This window comes from Mycobacterium sp. 1423905.2, assembly GCF_001673155.1.
Classification (GTDB): domain Bacteria; phylum Actinomycetota; class Actinomycetes; order Mycobacteriales; family Mycobacteriaceae; genus Mycobacterium.
Genome location: NZ_LZLE01000188.1, coordinates 1 through 3668 on the forward strand (window position 1 = coordinate 1; position 3668 = coordinate 3668).

Below are 3668 nucleotides of genomic sequence, written 5' to 3' on the forward strand. Positions count from 1 at the left end.
TCGTCGAGCACGACGAGGACACCATCGAGCACGCCGACTGGATCGTCGACATCGGCCCCCGCGCCGGCGAGCACGGCGGCCGCATCGTGCACAGCGGCCCGTACCACGAGTTGCTGCGCAACAAGGAGTCGATCACCGGCGCCTACCTCTCGGGCCGGGAGAGCATCGAGATGCCCGCCATGCGGCGTCCCGTCGACCCCAAACGGCAGCTGACCGTCGTCGGCGCGCGCGAACACAACCTGCGCGGCATCGACGTGGCGTTCCCGCTTGGCGTGCTCACCTCGGTGACCGGCGTGAGCGGCTCGGGCAAGTCGACGCTGGTGAACGACATCCTGGCGGCGGTCCTGGCCAACAAGCTCAACGGCGCCCGGCAGGTGCCGGGCCGGCATACCCGGGTCACCGGGCTGGACCATCTGGACAAGCTGGTGCGGGTCGACCAGTCACCGATCGGGCGCACCCCGCGGTCCAATCCGGCCACCTACACCGGCGTCTTCGACAAGATCCGGACGTTGTTCGCCGCCACCACCGAAGCCAAGGTCCGCGGGTACCAGCCGGGCCGATTCTCCTTCAACGTCAAGGGCGGTCGGTGCGAAGCGTGCACCGGGGACGGCACCATCAAGATCGAGATGAACTTCCTGCCCGACGTCTATGTGCCGTGCGAGGTCTGCCATGGCGCCCGCTACAACCGCGAGACCCTCGAAGTGCACTACAAGGGCAAGACCATCTCCGAAGTGCTGGACATGTCGATCGAGGAAGCGGCCGACTTCTTTGAGCCGATCTCGGGCATTCACCGCTATCTGCGCACGCTGGTCGATGTGGGACTGGGCTATGTCCGGCTCGGTCAACCCGCCCCGACGCTGTCCGGCGGTGAGGCCCAGCGGGTCAAGCTCGCCTCCGAATTGCAGAAGCGGTCGACCGGTCGGACCATCTACATTCTCGACGAGCCCACCACCGGCTTGCATTTCGACGACATCCGTAAGCTGTTGATGGTCATCACGGGTCTGGTCGACAAAGGCAACACCGTCATCGTCATCGAGCACAACCTGGACGTCATCAAGACCTCAGACTGGATCGTCGACATGGGGCCAGAAGGCGGCGCCGGTGGCGGAACCGTTGTGGCACAAGGAACGCCGGAAGACGTCGCCGCGGTGCCGGAAAGTTACACCGGCAAGTTCCTCGCCGAGGTACTCGCGGGCGGCCGCGCCGGCTCAACCGCGACCCGGCCCAACGGCCGGCGCCGCAAAGTCAGCGCCTGACCGCACTGTCGACCGCCGACTTCGCCAACGGCGAAGGAAATCGTGGGCTGATCCGCACACCGTCCAGCCAGGTCGTCAGCTCCTCGGCGCGTCGCTCCAGGGCCTGCCGGGCATCTCTGCCCGGGTCTTCCAGCAACTGCACTTGCACGCGAGCGTTGCCGTCCTGATACCAGCCGCCGACCACCCGCCCGTTGCACCACGCGGTCGCGCCCGCATTGCCGTTGCGGTCGAACAGGTGACCGCGGTGCTCGCCGAGGTACCAGTCACGCTGCGCCCAGCCCATGGTGGTCGGATCGAGGCTCGGCAACAGGGCACACCACAGCGGCGCAACGGGTTCGGGCTCGAGGTCGTCGGGCAGTGCGTATCCGCGGCTGCCGTGCAGGTCCACCTCGACGGCCCCGAGGTCGGTCAACGCGGCGCGCACCGCCGTCAGCGTGCTGCCCTGCCACCATCTGATGTCTTCGACGGTCGCAGGCCCGAACGTCCGCAGCCATCGACGGGTCCACTCCGCCCGCGCGGCCGGTTCCGACCACGGTTCTGCACGTTCAGGCAGCCAGCCGCTGGTCGCGCTCCACCGCGGTCGCGAGGACGTCCAACCCGCGTCGTTGGGGCCGCGCACGATGTCGCCGCGGGCCGACAGCACGGTGAGCACCCGTGGTGCAACGGGAACCTCGCCGCCCCAACGCTTTCCGGGCGCCGGGTCATAGCTGCCCGCGAGTTCCGGTAAGGCCGCGCGCAGTTCGGTGCTTGTCGCCGGCCCGTTGTCCGTCAAGTGCCGCAGCGTCGCCGCGCACGCTCGATCCAGCCAACGTGCCCCGTCGCCGGTCAGCCCGGCCTTTTGCGCATCGGCGATCAACCGGCGGCGCTCGTTGTCGGCCACCCGCGCGCTGGCGGCGGCCTGGACCAGCGCCAAGTCGTCGGCGCAAATGATCCACAGCGTCCGCCGCATCGCCAAATGCTTGACCAGCGAGCGCTTGTCGTAGAGTTCGCGGTCGAGTCCGGCCACTGCGAAACCAGGTGCCCGCGCCCACAGCGACAGGTACGGAGTGGCGGGGTCGGTGGCGTGCAGCCCCAGCAAGCCAGCGGTGAGGTCCGGCAGCGAAGCGTCGTCGCGCACAAGAAAAGTTCTGCGGGCCAGACGGTTCCGTCTTTCCGCGACGTCGAATTCGCGCACGTCGTTACTTGGGTACCTTTGCGGCCATGTCGTTGGCCATCATTCGCGAGGTCGGCACGGTGTCACTCATCGGTGCGCGTGGTCTTTTCCATCGCCTCCCGAATCTGCGCTAACCGTTCCGCTGCCGCGCGCTGTCGCTTCTCGTACTCGTCTTCGACTCGGCGGCCCTCCGAGGTTGCGGCGTCGAGTTCCTCCGCGCCCAGCGCGGCCCCATACCGATTCTCGATCTTCTCCCGGACCGAGTCGAAGGTGGGAACTCCGGAGCTGTCGTATCCAGGTTCAGGTTCGTCGGGCATGCCAGCAACGCTACTGCGGCCCGCCGTCGAAGTAGCGCACCATCTGCCGCCAGTACACCAGGGTCAGCGCCATCTGCACCGCGGTGGCGGTCAACGCGGTGCCCAGCCGACGCTTGCGGGCTGCGATGATTGCCACGAATGCGACGGCCGAGCTGACGGCGCTGGTAACCCGCGCGCCGTCCTTGGGCCGCCGGATGATCCATAGCTCTTCACCCAACATGGCGCGGGTTGCCCAATTGCGATGGTGGGCGGGCTCACCGAAGATGAACGGGTTGAGCGCCAGCCACACGGCCAGCAGCACGGCGTGGCTGCGCTGGCGGGTCCACGCCGGCACCAAGAGCAACGGCGTGCTGGCCCACCGGGTCCAGGCGCTCCACGGATTGCAGTGTCGCGCGAACATGGCGCGGCGCAGCCGGGCGATCGCAGACACCGCAGTTAACCGCCTGCGGCAGCGACCCGGGCTTGGCCTGCTCCCGGCGCTGGGGGAGCCGAGGGCGCCGACGTGCCCGGCAGCGCGATCCGCGGCACCCCCGGAGTGCCGACCTGACCGGCCAGCCAGGGCAGCGACGTCGCGAAGACCTGATCGGCGAAAGGCCAGTCATGCTTACCCGGCTGGGGCACGACCGCACAATCGATGCCGTTGGACCGGCCCAACGCACACAACGCGTTGGCCGCGGCGGTCTGATTGCTCGGATTGGCTGCCGCGTCCCGGCCGGCCCACCGCATGCTGGGAGTATCGATGACCGGAATGTCGTGGCGCGGCGCCAACGGCCCGGTATTGATCGCGAACCACCCCGAGACGCCGGTGTATGGGCCGTGCCGGTTGATCACCGTGGTCGGGTCGAACGCCGCCCAGGCGTCGGCGTCACCGCCGAAAAGTCGGGCGATGGTTTCGGCTTTGTTGCCCGCATTCGGGTAGAGGTCGCCGGCCACATCGACGAA

General features: G+C 68.2%; 3 protein-coding genes and 2 pseudogenes. 1 reads left to right on the forward strand and 4 read right to left on the reverse strand.

From position 1 onward, the window contains the following. Window positions 1-1256, forward strand: a pseudogene (locus tag A9W95_RS11270) (ATP-binding cassette domain-containing protein); the annotation flags it as partial. Here the strand turns inward: A9W95_RS11270 and A9W95_RS11275 are convergent. The 4 genes and pseudogenes from A9W95_RS11275 to A9W95_RS11290 all read right to left on the reverse strand — a co-directional run. Continuing rightward, window positions 1246-2430: a winged helix DNA-binding domain-containing protein gene (locus A9W95_RS11275; RefSeq protein ID WP_067412200.1), complete on the reverse strand. Its 1185-nt coding sequence runs from the start codon at window positions 2428-2430 to the stop codon at window positions 1246-1248. The pseudogene A9W95_RS11270 and the gene A9W95_RS11275 sit on opposite strands and share 11 nt — an antisense overlap. Window positions 2431-2492: 62 nt before the next feature. Beyond that, window positions 2493-2726: a hypothetical protein gene (locus A9W95_RS11280; protein ID WP_067412202.1), complete on the reverse strand. Its 234-nt coding sequence runs from the start codon at window positions 2724-2726 to the stop codon at window positions 2493-2495. A gap of 10 nt (window positions 2727-2736) precedes the next feature. Then, the gene (locus A9W95_RS11285; RefSeq protein WP_371328057.1) at window positions 2737-3156 is read right to left on the reverse strand and encodes a DUF6653 family protein; all 420 of its coding nucleotides are present in this window, start codon (window positions 3154-3156) and stop codon (window positions 2737-2739) included. Window positions 3157-3161: 5 nt separating this feature from the next. Next, a pseudogene (locus A9W95_RS11290) lies at window positions 3162-3668 on the reverse strand (esterase family protein); the annotation flags it as partial.